17 protein-coding genes are annotated in these 20,386 nt (G+C 67.2%); 3 read left to right on the top strand and 14 right to left on the bottom strand.

Annotation, left to right across the window (positions count from 1 at the left end):
• Positions 1-110: 110 nt before the first annotated feature.
• Both smeE and smeD read right to left on the bottom strand, forming a co-directional pair.
• Complete coding sequence (smeE, locus tag FSZ13_RS08770; protein WP_145479153.1) at positions 111-3,251, bottom strand: multidrug efflux RND transporter permease subunit SmeE; 3,141 nt, start codon at positions 3,249-3,251, stop codon at positions 111-113.
• Positions 3,252-3,263: 12 nt separating this feature from the next.
• Positions 3,264-4,448: a multidrug efflux RND transporter periplasmic adaptor subunit SmeD gene (gene smeD, locus FSZ13_RS08765; RefSeq protein WP_145479152.1), complete on the bottom strand. Its 1,185-nt coding sequence runs from the start codon at positions 4,446-4,448 to the stop codon at positions 3,264-3,266.
• Positions 4,449-4,681: 233 nt separating this feature from the next.
• On the opposite strand from smeD, the gene FSZ13_RS08760 reads away from it, so the two are divergent.
• Complete coding sequence (locus tag FSZ13_RS08760) at positions 4,682-5,350, top strand: TetR family transcriptional regulator (RefSeq protein ID WP_145479151.1); 669 nt, start codon at positions 4,682-4,684, stop codon at positions 5,348-5,350.
• Between the two features lie 790 nt (positions 5,351-6,140).
• Here FSZ13_RS08760 and hslU read toward each other — a convergent pair.
• The 8 genes from hslU to FSZ13_RS08720 all read right to left on the bottom strand — a co-directional run bounded on the left by hslU (position 6,141) and on the right by FSZ13_RS08720 (position 13,716).
• Positions 6,141-7,514 (bottom strand): ATP-dependent protease ATPase subunit HslU, encoded by a 1,374-nt coding sequence (gene hslU, locus FSZ13_RS08755; RefSeq protein WP_145479506.1) that lies wholly within the window; start codon positions 7,512-7,514, stop codon positions 6,141-6,143.
• 153 nt (positions 7,515-7,667) lie between these two features.
• Complete coding sequence (gene hslV, locus FSZ13_RS08750) at positions 7,668-8,219, bottom strand: ATP-dependent protease subunit HslV (RefSeq protein WP_145479150.1); 552 nt, start codon at positions 8,217-8,219, stop codon at positions 7,668-7,670.
• Positions 8,220-8,311: 92 nt separating this feature from the next.
• On the bottom strand, positions 8,312-9,217 hold the full coding sequence (gene xerC / locus FSZ13_RS08745) for a tyrosine recombinase XerC (RefSeq protein WP_145479149.1): 906 nt from the start codon (positions 9,215-9,217) through the stop codon (positions 8,312-8,314).
• A 22-nt stretch (positions 9,218-9,239) separates the two neighbouring features.
• Positions 9,240-9,917, bottom strand: a complete 678-nt coding sequence (locus FSZ13_RS08740) for a DUF484 family protein (RefSeq protein WP_145479148.1) — start codon at positions 9,915-9,917, stop codon at positions 9,240-9,242.
• Entirely contained in the window at positions 9,914-10,765 is an 852-nt protein-coding gene (dapF, locus tag FSZ13_RS08735) for a diaminopimelate epimerase (RefSeq protein WP_145479147.1), read from the bottom strand. The genes FSZ13_RS08740 and dapF overlap by 4 nt, the downstream gene beginning before the upstream one ends.
• On the bottom strand, positions 10,758-11,012 hold the full coding sequence (gene lptM / locus FSZ13_RS08730; protein ID WP_145479146.1) for an LPS translocon maturation chaperone LptM: 255 nt from the start codon (positions 11,010-11,012) through the stop codon (positions 10,758-10,760). The genes dapF and lptM overlap by 8 nt, the downstream gene beginning before the upstream one ends.
• A 127-nt stretch (positions 11,013-11,139) precedes the next feature.
• Positions 11,140-11,571, bottom strand: a complete 432-nt coding sequence (locus FSZ13_RS08725; RefSeq protein WP_145479145.1) for a YbaN family protein — start codon at positions 11,569-11,571, stop codon at positions 11,140-11,142.
• Between the two features lie 60 nt (positions 11,572-11,631).
• A complete protein-coding gene (locus FSZ13_RS08720; protein ID WP_428999984.1) occupies positions 11,632-13,716 on the bottom strand; it encodes a S9 family peptidase in 2,085 nt (694 codons plus the stop codon).
• A gap of 104 nt (positions 13,717-13,820) precedes the next feature.
• On the opposite strand from FSZ13_RS08720, the gene FSZ13_RS08715 reads away from it, so the two are divergent.
• The gene (locus tag FSZ13_RS08715) at positions 13,821-15,101 is read left to right on the top strand and encodes a pyridoxal phosphate-dependent aminotransferase (RefSeq protein WP_428999983.1); all 1,281 of its coding nucleotides are present in this window, start codon (positions 13,821-13,823) and stop codon (positions 15,099-15,101) included.
• 155 nt (positions 15,102-15,256) lie between these two features.
• Here the strand turns inward: FSZ13_RS08715 and FSZ13_RS08710 are convergent, their stop codons facing one another.
• Both FSZ13_RS08710 and FSZ13_RS08705 read right to left on the bottom strand, forming a co-directional pair.
• Complete coding sequence (locus tag FSZ13_RS08710; RefSeq protein WP_145479142.1) at positions 15,257-17,350, bottom strand: prolyl oligopeptidase family serine peptidase; 2,094 nt, start codon at positions 17,348-17,350, stop codon at positions 15,257-15,259.
• Positions 17,351-17,384: 34 nt separating this feature from the next.
• Positions 17,385-17,720, bottom strand: a complete 336-nt coding sequence (locus FSZ13_RS08705; RefSeq protein WP_145479141.1) for a hypothetical protein — start codon at positions 17,718-17,720, stop codon at positions 17,385-17,387.
• 164 nt (positions 17,721-17,884) lie between these two features.
• Here FSZ13_RS08705 and FSZ13_RS08700 point away from each other — a divergent pair, with 164 nt between their 5' ends.
• On the top strand, positions 17,885-18,487 hold the full coding sequence (locus tag FSZ13_RS08700) for a lipocalin family protein (RefSeq protein WP_145479140.1): 603 nt from the start codon (positions 17,885-17,887) through the stop codon (positions 18,485-18,487).
• 191 nt (positions 18,488-18,678) lie between these two features.
• On the opposite strand, the gene FSZ13_RS08695 is transcribed toward FSZ13_RS08700, so the two are convergent.
• Both FSZ13_RS08695 and FSZ13_RS08690 read right to left on the bottom strand, forming a co-directional pair.
• Positions 18,679-19,368 (bottom strand): methionine ABC transporter permease, encoded by a 690-nt coding sequence (locus FSZ13_RS08695; RefSeq protein ID WP_145479139.1) that lies wholly within the window; start codon positions 19,366-19,368, stop codon positions 18,679-18,681.
• The gene (locus FSZ13_RS08690; RefSeq protein ID WP_145479505.1) at positions 19,365-20,372 is read right to left on the bottom strand and encodes a methionine ABC transporter ATP-binding protein; all 1,008 of its coding nucleotides are present in this window, start codon (positions 20,370-20,372) and stop codon (positions 19,365-19,367) included. Before FSZ13_RS08690 ends, FSZ13_RS08695 begins: the two co-directional genes overlap by 4 nt.
• Positions 20,373-20,386 lie beyond the last annotated feature (14 nt).

The following is a 20,386-nucleotide window of genomic DNA, read 5'->3' as shown; positions in this document are numbered from 1 at the left end:
CAACGGCCGGCGCTACGAGGCGATGCGGACACCGGGGACGACGCCGTCCCCGGTAGCGCCGGCCGTTGGCCGGCCCAGGCGTTCGTCACGTCAGGCAACGTCGACAGATATCAGGAATGTTCGACCTTGTCCGCCTTCGCCCTGCGGTTGAACAGCTTCTGCACCACCACGAAGAACAGCGGGATGAAGAACAATCCCAGCAGGGTGCCGACGATCATGCCGCCGAGCACGCCGGTACCGATCGCGCGCTGCGCGCCGGAGCCGGCGCCGGAAGCAATGGCCAGCGGCAGCACGCCCAGGCCGAACGCCAGCGAGGTCATGATGATCGGCCGCAGGCGGTCGCGTACCGCGTGCATGGTGGCTTCGAGCACGCTGGCACCCTTTTCCAGGTTCTCCTTGGCGAATTCCACGATAAGGATCGCGTTCTTGCTGGTCAGGCCCACCGTGGTCAGCATCGCCACCTGGAAATAGATGTCGCGCTCCATGCCGCGCATGCTGTTGGCCAGCACCGCGCCCAGGATGCCCAGCGGCGCCACCAGCAGCACCGAGGTCGGCACGCTCCAGCTTTCATACAGCGCAGCCAGGCACAGGAACACGATCAGCAGCGACAGCGTGTACAGCAGTGGGGTCTGCGAACCGGCTTGGCGTTCCTGGTAGGACAGCGCCGTCCATTCGATCTCGAAGCCGGGCGGCAGGTCTTTGGCGATGCGTTCGATCTCGGCCATGGCGTCGCCCGAGGCCACGCCCGGGGCGGGTTCGCCCTGGATCTCCATCGCCGACACGCCGTTGTAGCGCTCCAGGCGCGGTGAACCGTAGTCCCAGCGCTTGCTGGCGAAGGCACTGAACGGCACCATCTCGCCGGCGCTGTTCTTCACCGACCACAGGTTGAAGTCGTCCGGGTTCATGCGGAACGGCGCATCGGACTGCACATACACGCGCTTGACCCGGCCGCGGTCGATGAAGTCATCGATATAGCTACTGCCCCACGCGGCGGCCAGCGTGCTGTTGATCGCGCTGGTCGACAGGCCCAGTGCATTGGCCTTTTCCACGTCCACGTCGATGCGCAGCTGCGGGGTGTCCTCCTGGCCGTTCGGGCGCACGTTGGCCAGCAGTTTGCTCTGCCCCGCCCCGCCCAGCAGCTGGTTGCGTGCGTTGAGCAGCGCTTCGTGGCCCTGGCCGCTGTTGTCCTTCAGGAAGAAGGTGTAGCCCGAGCCGATGCCGAGCTCCGGCATGGCCGGCGGCGGGAAGGCGAAGATGAAGGCGTCCTTGATCTGGCCCAGCGCGCCCATCGCGCGCCCGGTGATCGGGCCCACGCCCTGCTCGGCATCACGCTCCTTCCAGTCCTTGAGCTTGATGAAGGCCATGCCCGCGTTCTGGCCCATGCCGGCGAAGCTGAAGCCCTGCACCGAGAACACCGACTCCACGGCGTCGGTCTCGTTCTTCAGGAAGTGGTCTTCCAGCTTGTACATCGCCTCCAGGGTTCGCTCCTGGGTGGCGCCGACCGGGGTCTGCACCAGCGCCATCAGGATGCCCTGGTCTTCATTGGGCAGGAACGAACTGGGCAGGCGCGCGAACAGCAGGCCCATCACCACCACCAGCGCGGCGAAGATCGCCATGAAGCGCCAGGGCCGTGCCAGGATGCCCTTGACCCCACGCTGGTAGGTTTCGCTGGAGCGGTCGAAGCCACGGTTGAAACCATTGAAGAAACGGCCGGCCCAGCCCTTGTGCGCGACGTGGTGCTCGCCCTTCTTCAGCGGCTTGAGCATGGTGGCGCAGAGCGCCGGGGTCAGCACGATCGCGACCAGGACCGACAGCGCCATGGCCGAGACGATGGTGGCCGAGAACTGCCGGTAGATCACGCCGGTGGAGCCGCTCATGAATGCCATCGGCACGAACACCGCCGACAGCACCAGGCCGATGCCGACCAGGGCGCCGGTGATCTGGCCCATGGATTTGCGGGTCGCTTCCAGCGGCGACAGGCCTTCCTCGGACATGATGCGTTCGACGTTCTCCACCACGACGATGGCGTCGTCGACCAGCAGGCCGATCGCCAGCACCATCGCGAACATGGTCAGCATGTTGATCGAGAAGCCCAGCGCGGCCAGGATGCCGAACGTGCCCAGCAGCACCACCGGCACGGCGATGGTGGGGATCAGGGTGGCGCGGAAGTTCTGCAGGAACAGGTACATCACCACGAACACCAGCACGATCGCTTCGATCAGGGTCTTGATCACGCCCTTGATCGACACCTGCACGAACGGCGTGGTGTCGTAGGGCACCACCGATTCCAGGCCGGCCGGGAAGTTCTGCTTCAGGTCGTCGAGCGCGGCACGCACGCCGTTGGCGGTGTCCAGTGCGTTGGCGCCGGTGGCCAGGGTGATGGCGATGCCGGACGAGGGTTTGCCGTTGTATCGGGTGACGAAGTCATAGCTTTCCGCGCCCAGCTCGACCCGGGCGACGTCGCCGAGCCGCAGCTCGCTGCCGTCGGTGCCGCCCCGCACCAGGATGTTGCGGAACTGTTCGGGCGTCTGCAGGCGGTCCTGCGCGTTGATGGTGGCATTGAGCTGCTGGCCCTTGATCGAGGGCGCACCGCCGAGCTGGCCGATGGCCACTTGGGCATTCTGTGCGGTGATCGCGGCGGTCACCTCCTCCACCGACAGCCTGTAGGTCTGCAGCTTGTTGGGATCCAGCCAGATGCGCATGGCGTACTTGCCGCCGAACACCTGGATGTTGCCCACGCCGGGCACGCGGCTCAGTGGGTCCACGATATTGGAGCCGACGTAGTCGGAAATGTCGGTAGCGTCCATGCTGCCGTCGTTGGAGACGAAGCCGATCACCTGCAGGAAGCCGCTGCTCGACTTGGCCACGTTGATGCCCTGCCGCTGCACTTCCTGCGGCAGCAGCGGCATGGCCAACTGCAGCTTGTTCTGCACCTGCACCTGGGCGATGTCGGGGTTGGTCCCGCTTTCGAAGGTGAGGGTGATGGTGGCCTGGCCATTGGCCGAGCTGTTGGAAGAGAAGTAGATCAGGCCATCGATGCCCTTCATGTTCTGCTCGATGATCTGGGTCACCGAGTCCTCGACCACCTTGGCCGACGCGCCCGGGTAGTTGGCACTGATCTCGACCGAGGGCGGGGCCACTTCCGGGTACATGGAGACGGGCAGCTTCACCACCGCCAGCGCACCGGCGAGCATGATGATGATGGCGATCACCCACGCAAAGATGGGTCGATCAATGAAATAACGCGCCATGGAGTTCTCCGCTTACTGCTTGTCGGCCGGGGCGGCAGCCGCGGCAGGTGCCGCGGGCGTGGCCGGCGCGGCGCCCATTTCGGTGGCCTGCACGGGCATGCCCGGCTGGATCTTCTGCAGGCCTTCGACAATGACCTTGTCGCCGGCCTTCAGGCCGTCCTCGACCAGCCAGGCGCTGCCGACGGCGCGGCTGACCTTCACCGGGCGCACTTCGACCTTGTTCTCCTTGCCGACCACCATGGCGGTGGTGTCGCCCTTGGCGTCGCGGGCGATGCCCTGCATCGGCACCAGCAGGGCGTTGTCGCGCACGCCGCTGCCGACGCGCGCGCGCACGTACATGCCCGGCATCAGTACGTGGTCGGGATTGGCGACGGTGACGCGCAGCGCGTAGCTGCCGGTGGTGGGGTCGACGCTGACTTCGGAGAACTGCAGCGTGCCCTTGTGTTCGAACTCGCTGCCGTCGTCGAGCAGGATGGTCACCGGCAGGCTCTGGTTGTCCTGCAGGCGGCCGCTGGAGAGGTCCCGGCGCATCTGCAGCAGTTCGCTGGCCGACTGGGTCAGGTCGACGTGGATCGGGTCGAGCTGCTGCACGGTGGCCAGCGGGTCGGCCTGGCCGGCGCTGACCAGGGCGCCCTGGGTGACCGAGGACTTGCCGATCCGGCCGCTGATCGGGGCGGTGATGCGGGCGTAGCCGAGGGTGACGTTGGCGGCGTCGAGGGCGGCCCTGGCGGCGCCGACATCGGCTTCGGCCTGCTTCTGGGCGGCGACGGCGTTTTCCAGGTCCTGCTGGCTGACGGCGTCGACCTTGGCCAGCTCGGTGATGCGCTTTGCGCTCAGCCGCGATGCGTTGGCCGTGGCTTCGGCGCGGGCAAGCTGGGCGCGGGCACTGTTGGCCTCGGCGCGGTAGCTGGCGTCATCGACCTGGTACAGGGGCTGGCCGGCACTGACCAGGCCGCCTTCGGTGAACAGGCGCTTGGCAACGATGCCACTCACCTGCGGGCGCACTTCGGCGACCAGGAAGGCGTTGGTGCGGCCGGGCAGCTCGCGGGTGAGGCTGACCTGGCCGGGCTTCAGGGTGGCCACGGTGACCTGGCCGGGACCACCCTGCGGGCCTTGCTGCTCACCGCCGCCGCATGCGGAGAGGGCCAGGGCGACCGCGAGCGACAACGCGGGGAGACGGTACGGGAATGGGGACATGGTGGGAACTCGCGGCAAGCAGAAAGGAATGGACCGACCTGCCATCGACGAACCGGGACACCGGACAACGACACGTCAGCCGTACAAGGGGGCGCAATCCCCCGTCGGGGCCACGCGTGCGGGTACGCGCGGCCCTCACCGGGGATCAGTGGGCGCTAAATATACATACATGCATGTTTGTTTGTAAACGGGTACAATTCATGCCGGTTTCATCCAGCACGTGCACAAGCGCCATGGCCAGAAAAACCAAAGAAGCGGCGCAGGCCACCCGGGAAGGCATCCTGGACGCGGCGCAGACCTGCTTCCACGAGTTCGGGGTCGCCGGGACCAGCCTGGCGATGATCGGCGAGCGCGCGGGCTATACCCGCGGTGCGGTGTACTGGCACTTCAAGAACAAATCGGAAGTGTTGACGGCGATGATCGACCGCGAGCGCATTCCGTTCATCGAGCGCCTGCGGCGCACGGCATCGTCCAAGCGCTCCACGCCGGTGCGGGACCTGCGTTCGGCGCTGCTGGTGTCGTTCCGGGAGATCGCCGAGGACGAGCGCCTGCGCAACATGCTGGAGATCATGCTGCGCAACGATCTGTCGGTGGAAAGCCAGGCGATGCAGGACATGCAGCGCGAGATGTCACGCGAGGAGCTGGCGATCTTCGCCGCAGCCCTGCAGCGCGCGCGCGACCTGGGCCAGCTGCGCGCAGGGGTGGAGGTGGATACGGTGGCGCGCATCATCAGCACCAGCCTGACCGGCGTGTTGTACAGCGCGATGCTCGAGCCGGAACTGTTCGACCTGCAGCGCGACGGCACGCAGACCCTGGACGCGATCTTCAGCGCCTTCGTGGTGCCGGGCGTGTTCGTCCCCGGCTCACCGCCGGAAGCACTGCCGACCGACGACGAAGCGTAACGCCGCGTGTAGAGCCACGCCCTGCGTGGCTGCTGTTGGATTGCATTCGATCCCGTAGAGCCGGGCTCTGCCCGGCTGCTTCATGCACTTTGGCGAACAGCCCATATGCAACGACACACTGTCAAAAGGCGGGTCGGGGCGGGTTTGTGGGGGACGCCGTGAACCCATCCCTGGGGGCTTGGTCGCGGCATCCATGCCGCTCACACCCCCACAAACCCGCCCCGACCCACCTTTTGACAGTGTGTCGTTGCCGTGGGAAACGCGGGGACGGGCGTCGGCCGTCAGACGATGTCGATCAAGTCCATGCGTAACCGGACGTGGATGGGTTCACGGCGGTTGTTTGGGAACCAACCCTACCGGCGCGATGCCGGACATCGGTCGGCATCCGCGTTTCCCTTGGCCACCAGCCAACTATCGGAGGGTCGGCGGGGGTGGGTTTGCGGGACCGTAGAAAACATGGATGTTTTCCACGAGCCTACATGGGTGAAGGCGCACTGCTTGCGAGGCACTGCCTCGCGTGCGACTGAACGCCCAGCCGCTGGCGGCTGGGCCGGGCCCCGGAGGGGGATTTACGGCGTGTCCCGCAAACCCATCCCCGTCGGCCCAGACCAGGAGCGCGCGCAGACCACGGCTGTTCGCCCAGATGCGCGAAGCAGCCGGGCAGAGCCCGGCTCTACGGGATTGCATGCAATCCGAGGCAGCCACGCAGGGCGTGGCTCTACGCGTGGCTGCGCAACAAAAAAGGCGGCACCGACGTGCCGCCTTTTCATGGGTTCATACGCAGAACCGGTTACAGGATGTAACGGCTCAGGTCCGGGTCCTTGACCAGCTCGCCCAGGTGCTTGTCCACGTACGCCTTGTCGATGGCGATGGCTTCGCCGTCGCGGTCCGGGGCTTCGTAGCTGAGCGAATCGAGCAGGCGTTCCAGTACCGTATGCAGGCGGCGGGCACCGATGTTTTCCTGGCGTTCGTTGACCTGGAAGGCAATCTCGGCCAGGCGGTCCACCGCATCGGTGGTGAAGTTCACCGCGACGCCTTCGGTCTGCAGCAGCGCTTCGTACTGCTTGGTCAGCGCCGCCTTCGGTTCGGTCAGGATGCGCACGAAGTCGTCCTTGCTCAGCGCGCCCAGCTCCACCCGGATCGGGAAACGACCCTGCAGTTCCGGAATCAGGTCGCTCGGCTTGGCCAGGTGGAACGCACCGGACGCAATGAACAGGATGTGGTCGGTCTTGACCGTGCCGTACTTGGTCGACACATTGGAGCCTTCCACCAGCGGCAGCAGGTCGCGCTGCACGCCTTCGCGGGAGACATCGCCGCCACCGACGTTGTCGCCACGCTTGGCGACCTTGTCGATCTCGTCGATGAACACGATGCCATGCTGTTCGCACGCCTCGATCGCCGCGATGCGGATATCGTCCTCGTTGACCAGCTTGCCGGCCTCTTCCTCGACCAGCAGCGGGCGCGCCGCCTTGATGCTCAGCGTGCGCTTCTGCGCCTTGCCGCCGCCGAGGCTGGAGAACATCTGGCGCAGCTGCTGGCCCATCTCCTCCATGCCCGGCGGGGTCATGATGTCCACCCCGACGTTGGCGCTGACTTCCAGCTCGATCTCGCGATCGTCCAGCTCGCCATTGCGCAGCATGCGGCGGAACTTGATGCGGGTTTCGTTGTCCTGCGCCGACGGCTCGTTGCGTGCTGCCTCCGGATCGAAACCGATACCACCGGCACGGCGTGGCAGCAGCGCGTCCAGGATCCGGTCCTCGGCCCGCTCTTCGGCCTGGTTGCGCACGCGGACCTTGGCCTGCTCGCGGTACAGCTTGACCGCGGTATCGGCGAGATCGCGGATGATCTGCTCGACGTCCTTGCCGACATAGCCGACCTCGGTGAAGCGGGTGGCTTCCACCTTCACGAACGGTGCGTTCGCCAGCGTTGCCAGGCGCCGTGCGATCTCGGTCTTGCCGACGCCGGTCGGGCCGATCATCAGGATGTTCTTGGGCATGACTTCATCGCGCAGCTCGGCCGGCAGCTGCATGCGCCGCCAGCGGTTGCGCAGCGCGATGGCAACCGCGCGCTTGGCGTCGTGCTGGCCGACGATGTGCCGGTCCAGTTCCTGCACGATCTCGCGCGGGGTCATGGTGGCGGAGGAAACTTCGATCTTGTGCGGCATGGGGTGGGTGCTCACAAAATAAATCCGGGAAGAATGGTGGGGCTGTCCGCATCTACGGCAAACACGTAACGGTTCGGTAGAGCCACGCCCTGCGTGGCTGGACGGATACCGCAGCCACGCAGGGCGTGGCTCTACGAGCTCTGACGCAAAGCGTCAGAGCTCCTCCACCACGACGTTGCGGTTGGTGTAGATGCAGATGTCGCCGGCGATATTGATCGCCTCGCTGGCAATCGTGCGTGCGTCCAGTTCGGTGTGCGCCATCAGCGCGCGTGCGGCCGACAAGGCGTACGAGCCGCCGGAGCCGATCGCGATGATGCCGTCTTCCGGCTCGATCACGTCACCGGTGCCGCTGATGATCAGCGAGGTCTCGGTGTCGGCGACTGCCAGCAGCGCTTCCAGCTTGCCCAGGCGACGCTCGGTGCGCCAATCCTTGGCCAGCTCCACCGCGGCGCGGGTCAGCTGGCCATGCTTCTCCAGCTTGGCTTCGAACAGTTCGAACAGGGTGAACGCATCCGCAGCGGCACCGGCGAACCCGGCCAGCACCTGGCCGTCTCGGCCCAGTCGGCGCACCTTGCGGGCGTTGCCCTTCATCACCGTGTGGCCCAGCGTGACCTGGCCGTCGCCGGCAATGGCCACGTGATCGCCGCGACGAACGCAGACGATGGTGGTGGCATGAAAAACGGTGGGGTTCTGACTGGGATCCATGGTTCCTCCGGGCTGCTGTTCGAGGGACATGGGGCCGTCCGTCGCCGCCATCAACCCCGCACGTGAAGCTGCCGTTCAGCGCCAGCGGGCATTCAGCCGTCCGCTGGCGTGTCCGCTGCCGGCGCCTTGCGCCGCTTGGCGCGCGGGTGCGCCGCGTCGTACACCTTGGCCAGGTGCTGGAAATCCAGATGGGTGTAGATCTGCGTGGTAGCGATGTCGGCATGGCCCAGCAGCTCCTGCACACCACGCAGGTCGCCCGACGATTCCAGGATGTGGCTGGCGAAGCTGTGCCGCAGCATGTGCGGGTGCACGTGCTTGAACAGGCCCTGGCGCTGGGCCAGCTGGCGGATGCGGATCTGCACTGCGCGCTGGGTGATCGGCCCGCCCCTGCGCCCGGGAAACACCGGCTGCCCGTCGGCACCGCCACTTTCCGCTCGCCAGCCCGACAACGCCTCGCGGGCATGCGAACCGAACGGCACGCGGCGCTGGCGGTTGCCCTTGCCAAGCACGTTGACCAGGCCGGTGGCGAAATCCAGGTCGCGCCATATCAGCGCGCACAGCTCGCTCAGGCGCAGCCCCGACGAATAGAACAGCTCCAGCAGCGCGCGGTCGCGCAGGCCCAACGGCGCATCGGTGGGCAGCTCGACCAAGCGCACCGCCTCATCGGCATCGAGCACCTGTGGCAGCTTGCGCGGCGCCTTCGGCGCTTTCAGGCCCGCGGCAGGGCTGGCCGCAATGCGCTGGTGCTTCAGCAGCCAGGCATAGAAGCTGCGGCACGCCGACAGACGCCGTTGCAGCGACTTCGGCGCCAGCCCGCGGCGGTGTTCGTCGGCGATGAACTGGCGCAGCTGGGCGCCCTCCAGGGTGGCGGCCTCTGCGTCGTGCGCCGAGGCCCACGCGCCGAGCGCGTCCAGGTCGCGCCGGTAGGCGTCCAGCGTATGCGCCGACGCGCGGCGCTCCACCTGCAGGTAGCCGAGGAAGTCCTGGACGGCGTTCATGTGCTCGCTCGCCCGGGCAGGCTCAGGCCGGATCGAACCGCTTGAGCGCCACGACCAGCGCTTCGCCCATCATGCGCAGGAACAGCGTGCCCATCCCGGGATAGAAACGGTTGCCATCGTGGCTGCCGACTGCGATCAGGCCGACGCCGGGCAGCGGCAACAGCGCGCTGGACTGCACTTCGTCGACCCGACCACCGTACAGCACGGCGTTCTTTTCCGGCTGCAGGCGGCCACAGATCGGCTCGCCATCCTTCAGGCAGTCGCGGAACGCGCCCAGCAGCGGGCTGCTTTCCTCGATCACCTGCAGCCACGGCGCCTGCTCCAGCCCCGGCACCGGCTGCAGTACCACCAGCCGGACCAGGTCGCCGGCAAAGTCCTCTTCCAGCGACGCGGCCATCGCGCGCAGCGTGTCCGCCGCGGTGCCCTGCTTCATCAGCGCCAGGGTCAGCTGGTGGGTGCGCACGGCCAAACGTTCGTTGACCTGTGCGTTGGCGGCCAGGTCAGCGAGCCGGCGCGACAGTTCGCGGTTCTTGTCGCGCAGCACTTCCAGCTGGTAGCTGGCCAGCGACGCGGTGGGGCCGTCATCGCGCGGCACCACCAGGGTAAGGGCCAGGTCCGGAAACTGCTTCAGGAAGGCCGGATGCCGGCGCAGCCAGGAGGCGACTTCATGCGCCCCGATCTTCTCGACGGTGTCGCTCATGCGTTCCACTCCCCTTCGAAGACGAATGACGCCGGACCGGACATCACCACCTCGGCGTCGTCGGCCGGCCAGCGCAGGCGCAGCTCGCCGCCCGGCAGCGACACCGTGGCGTCGCGCTGCAGGCGGCCCCGTTGCATCATCACCACCGCGGCCGCGCAGGCGCCGCTGCCGCAGGCCAGGGTTTCACCCACGCCGCGTTCGTACACGCGCAACCGAGCGTGCTGCGGGTCGATCACCTGCACGAACCCGACATTCACCGACTGCGGGAAGGTGGCGTGCTGCTGCAGCAGCGGACCGAGGCGCTCGACCGGTGCGGCATCGACCAGGCCGACTTCGATCACCGCATGCGGGTTGCCCATCGACACCGCGCCGAAGCGGACGGTGTCGCCCTGCAACGGCAGCAGGTATTCCTCGCGGGCACGGGCGAAGCCCAGCAGCGGCACCTGCTCCGGTTCGAAGCGCGGCACGCCCATTGCCACCGCGTAGTGGTCGCTGCCGATGCGTTCGATGGCGTGGGTGGCCAGCGGGCTGTCGATGTTGAAGCGGTCGCCCTGCGCCGCACCGTCGCGCACCAGCCAGGCGGCCACGCAGCGCGCGCCGTTGCCACACTGTTCGGACTGCGAACCGTCCGAATTCCAGATGCGGTACGCGGCTACCGAGCCTTCCGCGCGTGGCGGTTCGATGGTCAGGATCTGGTCGCAGCCGACGCCGGTGTGGCGGTCGGCGAGCTGGGCGGCCAGTGCCGGGATCGGTGCGGGGGTGCCATCGCGCAGGTCCAGCACGACGAAGTCGTTGCCCGCACCGTGCATCTTGCTGAAGCGCAGTGCGGCGGACGCGGCCTTACTCATTCCCGTCGTCGTCGCTGGCGTTGTCGAGCTGCGGTTCGACCGGGTCCGGCACCACCGGCGGGGCGTCGGTGTCATTGGTGTCTTCCGGCACGGTGTCGGCGTCGCTGGCGGGTTCGACCGCCTGCTCTTCCACCGGCACCGGCTTCTGCGGCATCACCAGCGGGCCCTTGTTGCCGCAGGCCGAAAGGAACAGCAGCGCCAGCGCTGCCAACGGAATCAGGATGCGATTGCGATGGGGGATGCTCATGGCCCGAGTATAGCGGCGAGCGAAAGGACAGGTGTGCCGATTCAATGAACGCCCAGATGGGACCGGTGCGCCCGGACCGGTGACTGCCGCCGCGGGTAGCGCCGGCCGTTGTCCGGCCCAGGCAGTGCTAGGGCGGCAACGGCCGGGTCCACAGCCACGCCGCCACGGTGGTCATGCAGCCGATCGACAGCCACTTCACCCAGGCCAACGGCACGCACCACAGCATGATCCCGGCGCAGACCGCCATGGTCAGGGTGGCCATCCACTTGCCCTTGCGGCTGACCGCGCCATGCGCCTGCCAGTCGCGGATCGCCGGGCCGAACCGGGGGTCCTGCAGCAGCCGGTTGTGCAGCCGCTCAGAGCCACGCGAAGCGGCCCAGGCCGCGATCAGGATGAACACCGTGGTGGGCAGCCCCGGCACGAAGATGCCGACGATGCCGGTGCCCAGGCTGGCATAGGCCAGCAGCCACCAGGCCCAGCGGAAGCGCACGCGGCGCGCCGGTTCCGGCACGCGCGCAGGCGGGGCATCGGCAGCGTCGGGGGGCGGGTGCGCGGTCATGCGCCCAGCATACCCAGCCGGGACGGCCACCGCGACGGTCCCGCCCGGCACACTGCTGCGTCAGTTCGACGCAGCGTCGACGCCCAGTTGCTGGAGGACGAACGCATACGACTCGGCCAGCTCCCTGTAACGCTGGAAACGGCCGGATTTGCCGCCGTGCCCGGCTTCCATGTTGGTGCGGAACACGATCGGCAGGCGGCCGGTATTGTTGTCGCGCAGGCGCGCCACCCACTTGGCCGGTTCCCAGTACTGCACCTGCGAATCCCACAACCCGGTACCGACGAACAGCGACGGGTAGGCCTGGCGCGTGACGTTGTCGTAGGGCGAGTACGTGAGCATGTAGTCGTAGTACTCGCGCTGTTCGGGGTTGCCCCACTCGTCGTATTCGTTGGTGGTGAGCGGAATGGTCGGGTCGAGCATGGTGGTGACCACGTCCACGAACGGTACCTGCGCCACCATCACCCGATAGTCCTGCGGTGCCTGGTTGGCCACCGCGCCCATCAGCAGGCCGCCGGCACTGCCACCGGAGGCGGCCACGCGGTCCTTGGCCGCGTAGCCCTGGCGGACCAGTTCGCGGGTGACATCGACGAAGTCGTTGAAGGTGTTCTGCTTCTTCAGCAGCTTGCCGTCTTCGTACCAGGCGCGGCCCATCTCCTCGCCGCCGCGGATGTGCGCGATCGCATACACCACGCCACGGTCGAGCAGGCTGACCACGGTCTGGTTGAACCCCGGATCCATCGACATGCCGTAGCTGCCGTAGGCGTACTGGTACAGCGCGGCGCTGCCGTCCTTCCGGAACCCGTTGCGGTATACCAGCGACACCGGCACCTTGACCCCGTCGCGCGCGGTCACCCAGACCCGCTCGGTGGTGTACTGCGTCGGGTCGTAACCGATGACCGGCTGCTGCTTGAGCTGGCGGCGCTCGCCGGTGAGGGTGTTGAGCTCATAGGTGGTGGTCGGGGTGGTCAGCGAGGTATAGGCATAGCGCAGCCACGGCGTGTCCGGCTCGGGGTTGGCGGCCAGGCCCATCGAGTACGCCGGTTCGTCGGCCTTGACGTAGTCCTGGCGGCCGTCCGCAAACAGCAGGCGCACCCGTTCCAGCGCGTTGGAACGCTCGGCGATGGCGGTAAAGCCGTCGAACAGCTCGAAACCTTCCACCAGCACGTTGTCGTCGTGCGCCACCCAGTCGGTCCACTGGCTGCGCGTGGTGGCGTCGCTCGGTGCGGTCACGATCTTGAAGTTCTTCGCGCCTGCGTCGTTGGTGCGGATCACCCAGCGCCCGTCGAAGTGGTCGGCGTCGTACTCCACATCGCGTGCGCGCGGCGCCAGCACGGTGAACTCACGGGGGTCGGCAGCCGGCGCGCAGCGCGCCTCGGAGCTGACCGTGCTGTGCAGTTCGATGGTGAGGTAGCGGTCGTCACGGGTGCGGCCCACGCCCATGTAGAAGCTGTCGTCTTCCTCTTCGTAGACCAGCACGTCGCTGCTGACCGGGGTGCCCAGCACGTGCTTCTTCACCCGCACCGTGAGCAGTGTCTCCGGATCGTTCTCCACGTAGAACAGGGTGCGGTTGTCATCGGCCCAGACCACGTTCGCGGAAACATTCTCGATGCGGTCGGGCAGCACTTCGCCGGTACGCAGGTCCTTGAAACGGATCACGTACTGGCGGCGGCCCACGTCATCTTCGGCCCACGCCAGCAGCTGGTTGTCCTGGCTGACCTCGGCGTCGTCGACACTGAAGTAGCCCTTGCCGGCGGCCATCTGGTTGATGTCGAGCAGGATCTCCTCCGGCGCGTCCATGCTGCCCTTGCGGCGTGCCTGGATCGGGTAGTCCTTGCCGGTCTCGAAGCGGGAGTAGTACCAGTAGCCGCGCTCGCGCGCCGGCACGCTGGCATCGTCCTGTTTGATCCGGCCCACGATCTCGTTGTACAGCGTCTCCTGCACCGGCTTGAGCGGCGCCATCACCTGGTCGGTGTACGCATTTTCCGCATTCAGGTAGGCCAGCATGGCCGGCGCTTCACGCTTGTCGTCGCGCAGCCAGTAGTACTCATCGGTGCGGGTGGCACCGAACGGGGCCGTCACCACATGCGGATGCTTCTCGGCGTCGGGTGGGGTCAGCGCGGGGGCGGCATGCACGGAAGCGGTCATCAGGCTGGCAACCAGGAAAGAGACGGTGGGATTCACGAAATAAGGCTCCTTGCCCGCGAATGCAATGGTGGAGATGCAGTCTAGCCCGCGGGCGCTCGCCTATGATGGGCCGCATGAACTACAGCCGCCGCAGCCAGGACATCGCTCCCTTCCACGTCATGTCCCTGCTCGCCCGCGCCCAGGCGCTGGAGCAGCAGGGGCACGACGTCATCCACCTGGAGATCGGCGAGCCCGATTTCACCACCGCCGAACCGATCGTGCGCGCCGGTCAGGCCGCGCTGGCCGCCGGGCATACCCGCTACACCGCTGCGCGCGGGTTGCCGGCACTGCGCGCCGCCATCGCCGCGTTCTACGGCACCCGTTACGACCTTGACCTGGACCCGGAGCGGATCCTGGTCACGCCGGGTGGCTCGGGCGCGCTGCTGCTGGCCAGCAGCCTGCTCGTCGACCCGGACCGGCACTGGTTGCTGGCCGACCCCGGCTATCCATGCAACCGCCACTTCCTGCGCCTGGTCGAAGGTGCCGCGCAGCTGGTGCCGGTGGGCCCGCAGACCGCATACCAGCTGACCCCGGGATTGGTGGAAACCCACTGGAACGCGGCCAGCGTCGGCGCGCTGGTGGCCTCGCCGGCCAACCCGACCGGAACGGTGCTGCCCGCGGCGCAGCTGGCGGCACTGTCGCAGTCGCTGAAGGACCGCGGCGGACACCTGGTGGTGGACGAGATCTACCACGGCCTGACTTACGGCATGGATGCGGCCAGCGTGCTGGAGGTGGATGACGACGCCTTCGTGCTGAACAGCTTCTCGAAGTACTTCGGCATGACCGGCTGGCGCCTCGGCTGGCTGGTGGCACCGCCGCAGGCCGTACCGGAGCTGGAGAAGCTGGCGCAGAACCTGTACATCAGTGCTTCCAGCATCGCCCAGCATGCCGCGCTGGCCTGCTTCGAGGACGAGACGATCGCGATCTTCGAACAGCGTCGCCATGCGTTCCAGGCCCGTCGCGACTATCTTCTGCCGGCGCTGCGCGCCCTCGGCTTCCGCATCGAGGTCGAACCGGAAGGCGCGTTCTATCTCTACTGCGACGTCAGCGCGTTCACCGATGACGCGCAGGCGTTCTGCGCGCACTTCCTGGAAACGGAGCACGTCGCGTTCACTCCGGGCCTGGACTTCGGCCACTACCGCGCGAACCAGCATGTGCGCCTGGCGTACACGCAGGAAATTCCACGGCTGGAAGAGGCGGTGGCACGGATCGCACGCGGCCTGGAAAGCTGGAAACGCACCGACCAACGGTATGCCCGCCATCCTTGGCGTGCACCCGCTGGGTCGTCGCTTCGCGACGTTGAGAACGGCTCCATGCCGTTCTCTTCGGCGCCTACCGCCCGGTAGGTACAAAAAAACGCCGCGCATCACGCGCGGCGTTCAAAAGGGGTGGAGCCAACCAGACGCCCCACCACCCGGAGACGTCCACCGACCAACGGTCGGTGGCTACCAACGGTCGGCGGCTGCCGTCGGTAGGTGCCGACCGTTGGTCGGCACACTGCTTATTTCAGGCGTTCCCAGAGGAACGCGTACGCCAGCGCCGACATGTGCGCGGCCTGCGCATTGTTCGCCGCGCCGCCGTGGCCACCTTCGATGTTCTCGTAGTACGTCACGTCCTTGCCGGCGGCGATCATCTTCGCCGCCATCTTGCGCGCATGGCCCGGGTGGACGCGGTCATCGCGGGTCGAGGTGGTGAACAGTACCGGCGGATAGGTCCTGGCCGGGTCGAACAGATGGTAGGGCGAGAAGGTCTGGATGTACGACCAGTCGGCGGTGTCCGGGTTGCCGTATTCGGCCATCCAGGATGCACCGGCCAGCAGGTGGCTGTAGCGCTTCATGTCCAGCAGCGGCACCTGCACCACCACCGCACCGAACAGCTCCGGGTACTGGGTGAGCATGTTGCCGGTGAGCAGGCCGCCGTTGCTGCCGCCCTGCACGCCCAGATGCTTCGGCGAGGTGATCTTGCGGCTGACCAGGTCGCGTGCGACCGCGGCCATGTCTTCATACGCCTTGTGCCGGTTCTGCTTCAGCGCCGCCTGGTGCCAGCGCGGGCCGTACTCGCCACCGCCGCGGATGTTGGCCACCACGTAGACGCCGCCCTTTTCCAGCCACGCGCGGCCCATGCCACCGGAGTACGACGGGGTCAGCGAGATCTCGAAGCCGCCGTAACCGTACAGCAGGGTCGGGTTGGACCCGTCCAGCTTCATGTCCTTGGCGTGCACCACAAAATACGGCACGCGGGTGCCGTCCTTGCTGGTGGCGAAATGCTGCTCGATCACCTTGCCTTCGGCATCGAAGAACGCCGGCATGGTCTTGAGCACTTCCGGCTGTTTGCCGATCTCGGCCAGGGCCAGCGTGGTCGGGGTCAGGTAGTCGGTGACGGTCATCCACACCGCGTCGCTTTCATCGGCATCCACCGCGCCCACGGCCACGGTGCCGAACGACGGCGCGCCGGTGAAATCGCTCTTTTTCCAGCCCTTCGCCGTGGGGGTGAGCACCTGCAGGCGGCTCTTCACGTCGTCCAGCACGTTCAGCACCAGGTGGTTCTTCGTCCAGCTCGAGCCCGCCAGCGACGTGGTTTCGGTGGGGGCGAACAGCACCTCGAAGTCGCGCTTGCCGGCGATGAAGTCATCCAGTCGGGTCACCAGCAGCGAACCGGCGGTGTAGGTCTTGCCACCCACGGTCCAGGGTTCGCGCAGTTCCAGTGTCAGCCACTCCCGGCGCAGGCCCTTCTCCGCTGAGTTCGGTGCATCGATCCTGGTCAGCGTGCCATCGTCGGCGCGCAGGTACAGCTCGTTGTTGTAGAAGGCCAGGGTCCGGCTGACCAGGTTGCGCTCGAAGCCGGGGGTATCGTCATGCAGGGCCGCGATGTACATGTCATCGGGCTTGCCCTCGTAGACCACGCTGGCGGCGGACATCGGAGTGCCGCGCTTCCACAGCTTGGCCACGCGCGGGTAGCCCGAGGTGGTCATGCTGTCCTTGCCGAAATCGGTATAGACGAACACGGTGTCGCGATCGATCCAGCCCAGCCCGCCCTTGGATTCGGGGCGGAAGAAGCCGTCCTTGATCCAGGTCTTGTTGGCCAGGTCGAATTCACGGGTGACGTCGGCGTCCGCGCCGCCGCGCGACAGCGCGATCAGGCAGCGGCTGTAATCGGGGCGCAGGCACTCGGCGCCATGCCACACCCAGTTTTCACCTTCCGCCTTGTTCAACGCGTCCAGGTCGAGCACGGTTTCCCACGCCGGCGCGGGCTTGCGGTACTCGTCCAGGGTGGTGCGACGCCACACGCCGCGCTCGTGCTGCTTGTCCTTCCAGAAGTTGTAGTAGTAATCGCCGATCTTCTGCACGCCCGGGATCTTCGCGTCCGAGTCGAGTACCTCGCGGATGCTGGCTTCCATCTGCTTGAAGGCCGGGGTCTGGGCCAGGCGCCCTTCGGACGCGGCGTTCTGCTGCTTCACCCAGTCCAGCGCCTTGTCGCCGCTGACATCTTCCAGCCAGGCGTAGGGATCGGCGGAGGTCTCAGCGGCCATGGCGGTTCCGGCCAATCCAGCGGAGAACAGGCCTGCCATCAGGCAGGCGGAAGCGAGTCGGGACATCATGGCTCCAGGCGGTCATATCCCTCCGACGCTATCACACGGCCTGCCCGGCTCCCCCCTGTCGAAGGTCAGGGCGCGCCCGCCGCGGCCTTACAGGGGCGCGGCGCCGGGCCTGCGGCCCCCGCCGGCGCTGCCGGTATGAGGCCATCCAGGACGCCGGCAGACGGAAACGATGCAGGCTCCACCAGGCCAGGCACGGCATGCCCACCAGCCACATCGGCAGCCAGCCCAGCCATTCACTGCTGCCACGTGCGGCCGGCCAGACCAGCACCAGGGCCAGACCGGCCAGGGCCACCTGGCGGATGCCGCGCAGGACGCGGGGATCGGGGGCCTGCGGGGTGCGCGAACGGCGCGAAGACGACAGGGTCATGACAGGGCTCCATGCGAAAGTGATGCGTCACCTTGCCGTGCTGTCATCTCACAGGCTGCGACCTTCGCATTCCCGCCATTGACGTTCTCTTCCGTCCCACCCACCATGCCTGCAGCCACGTTCACCGAGCCACGGCCGGTACCATCACTGGAGCTTTTCGCCGCATGTCTTCGAACCGCCCGCTTCGCGTTGTCCTGCTGCTGTCGACGCTGTCGCTGCTGTCCGCCTGTGCGTTTGGCGACAGCAAGCCAACGCCTGCGCCGACGGTCAGCGCCCCGGCCAGCGCCCCGATCGACCTGCAGCGGTTCATGGGTACCTGGTACGTGATCGGCCGCGTGCCGAACCCGGTCGAACGCGGCCACGTGGCCAGCGTGAACCGGTACAGCCTGCGCGGCGACCAGAAGGTGTCGATCACCTATTCCTTCCGCGACGGCTTCTCCGAGCCGCTGCAGCAGATCACCGTGCGTGCGTCGGTGGACGAGAAGAGCGGCAACCACAACTGGCGGACCTGGTTCTACAAGGTAGTGCCGACCCATACCCGCGTGCTGGAAGTGGCGCCGGACTATTCCTGGGCGATGCTGGGCTACCCGGGCCGCGAAATGGCCTGGATCTTCGCGCGCACCCCGGACATGGACAAGGAGCTCTACAAGGAACTGGCGACGCGCCTGCGCGACGATTACGGGGTCAACACCGACAAGCTCAAGCGCGTGCCGCAGCACCGCGAGCAGGTGGACCGGCTGGGGTACGAGGTTCCGAACGTAAGGTGATCAGGCCGGCCCACGGCCGGCGCTACCGGGTTGATTGATGCCGGGCGCAATGACCGATAACGGCCATTGACCTCCGGTTGGTTGATCCCGGTCTGCGGACGTTACGTAACAATTCGTAGCCCCGGCCGTTGGCCGGACACCGCGCGCAGCGCGGCACCGGCGTTTGGACCGACCGAAGCCGCGCTTCAGGGTTACTTCCGCGAGTAGCGCGCCACCAGCCAGTCGCCCAGCATCTGCAGCAGCTGCACCAGCACCAGCAGCAGCACCACGGTGACCAGTGCCACGTCGGTGTGCGAGCGCTGGTAGCCGTCGCGGAAGGCCAGGTCGCCCAGGCCGCCGGAACCGATGGCACCGCCCATCGCGGTAAAGCCGATCAGCGCGATCACGGTCACCGTGGCGCCGGCGATCAGGCCGGGCCGTGCTTCGGGCAGCAGGACGCGGCTGACCAGCTGCCAGGTGGTGGCGCCCATCGCCTGGCTGGCCTCGATCACGCCCCGGTCCACCTCGCGCAGCGCGGTTTCCACCAGGCGCGCGTAGAACGGTGCGGCGCCGATCACCAGCGGCACGATCGCCCCGCGCACGCCGAGCGAGGTGCCCATCATCCACAACGTGATCGGAATCAGCACGATCATCAGGATGATGAAGGGCACCGAGCGCAGCAGGTTGACCAGCAGCGCCAGCCCGCCATACAGCACCGGCTTGCGGTGCAGCTGCGGCGAGCCGGTCAGGAACAGCAGCACGCCCAGCGGCAGGCCGATGGCGAGGGTCAGCGGCAGCGAACCGGCCAGCATCAACAGGGTGTCGACGGTGGCCTGGCCGATGTCGGCCCACTTGCCCGCGTCCAGGTGGCGGAAGAAACCGCCTGCGGTAGCCAGGTTCATCGGCGCAGTTCCTCCAGGTGGACGCCGGCGGCAACGAAGCCGGCCTGCGCGGCCTGCACGTCGCCGCCCACCAGCGACACGGTCAGCTGGCCATACGGGGTGTCCTTGATGCGGTCGATGCGTCCGGACAGGATGTTGTAGTCCACGCCGGTTTCACGGGCGATGCGCCCCAGCACCGGTTCGTAGGTGTCGCTACCGAGGAAGGTCAGGCGCACGATGCGGCCGGCCACGGCATCGAAGTCCTTGTGCAGCTCGCCCTCGTCGACCTGTTCGGACTCGTTGACGAAACGCCGGGTGGTCGGGTGCTGCGGGTGCAGGAACACGTCGGTGACCGGGCCGGTTTCCACCAGGTGGCCGGCATCGAGCACGGCCACGCGGTCGCAGACGCGACGGATCACATCCATTTCGTGGGTGATCAGCACGATGGTCAGGCCCAGCTCGCGGTTGATCCGGCCCAGCAGCTTCAGCACCGACGCGGTGGTCTGCGGATCCAGCGCGCTGGTCGCTTCATCGCAGAGCAGGATCTGCGGGCGCGTGGCCAGCGCGCGGGCAATGCCGACGCGCTGCTTCTGGCCACCAGACAGCTGCGCCGGGTATTTGTTGGCATGCGCTTCCAGGCCCACCGTCTGCAGCAGCTCGGCCACCCGCGCATCGATCTCCGCGCGTGGGGCGCCGGCCAGCTCCAGCGGGAACGCGACATTGGCCGCCACCGTGCGCGAGGACAGCAGGTTGAAGTGCTGGAAGATCATGCCGATCTTCCGGCGCAGCGCGCGCAGGCCGTCGCGGTCCAGCGCGGTGACGTCTTCGCCATTGATCAGCAGGCGCCCGCCGCTCGGCTCTTCCAGGCGGTTGATCAGGCGGATCAGGGTGGATTTGCCCGCGCCGGAATGGCCGATGATGCCGAACACTTCGCCGGCCTCGATGGTCAGGTCCAGCGGCTGCAGCGCGGCGATCGCGCGGCCGCCGACGGCATAGGATTTGTGCAGGCGCTGGAACTCGATCACTTCGCGGTCAACCG

Source organism: Stenotrophomonas rhizophila (genome assembly GCF_007667275.1).
Classification (GTDB): domain Bacteria; phylum Pseudomonadota; class Gammaproteobacteria; order Xanthomonadales; family Xanthomonadaceae; genus Stenotrophomonas; species Stenotrophomonas maltophilia_AE.
This window is presented reverse-complemented; position numbering and strand designations above follow the sequence as displayed.